The sequence below is a fragment of the Pseudoalteromonas sp. SR43-3 genome, assembly GCF_014163875.1.
GTDB classification, from domain to species: Bacteria; Pseudomonadota; Gammaproteobacteria; order Enterobacterales; family Alteromonadaceae; genus Pseudoalteromonas; species Pseudoalteromonas distincta.
Window position 1 is genome coordinate 1 of sequence record NZ_JACJEC010000049.1, and the last position, 674, is coordinate 674.

The 674-nt window shown below is 39.9% G+C and carries 1 protein-coding gene; it reads right to left on the minus strand.

The features are described 5' to 3' along the window. Window positions 1-674 (minus strand): flagellin hook IN motif-containing protein (locus H5088_RS20140; protein ID WP_310737279.1); only part of this gene is annotated, 674 nt, incomplete at both ends.

Sequence of the window (674 nt, forward strand, 5' to 3'; positions counted from 1 at the left end):
GTGCTATTTGATAATATTAAATCGCCTGAATCATCTATCGACGCGCTTACACCTGTCGTAGATGACTTATCGTTTATAGCTGTAGCTAACCCACTTACATCTGTAGCTGAAGCTGTAGAGCTAATCGCTTGGCCATTTAAAGAAAAACTAATAGTGCCAGTATCTATTGTTGATGCCGTTATTTTAACGCCTGTTTTAGAGTCAGCAGAAACCCCTGTAGTACCTGACTGAAGATTGACTGCCTTAGCTATATCCAAGGCGGAATCGCCATTTGTAACTGCGATTGTCTTAGATTCAACCCCTTCAATAGTAAAACTACCTGTAGTTCCATTACCAGGAGCTAACGTAGTACCTGCAACAACAGACCCTAAACCAGCAGTGCCTCCTGCGTAAAGTTCTAAATCATTACTTCCTAGTGATTTAGCATCAATATTACCCAAAGACATTGAGATCGTTTCATTTGCATTAGCCCCAACTTGAAATACCTTAGTACCGAAGCTACCATCCAATAAATTCTGCCCACCAAAAGACGTGGTTTCGGCAATACGTGTTAATTCTGATTTTAATGCAGTCACTTCTTTATTTAATGACTGGCGATCTTTATCTGAATTTGAGCCATTTGAAGATTGTAATGCTAGTTCACGCATACGCTGAAGAATATCTGTAGATGACTG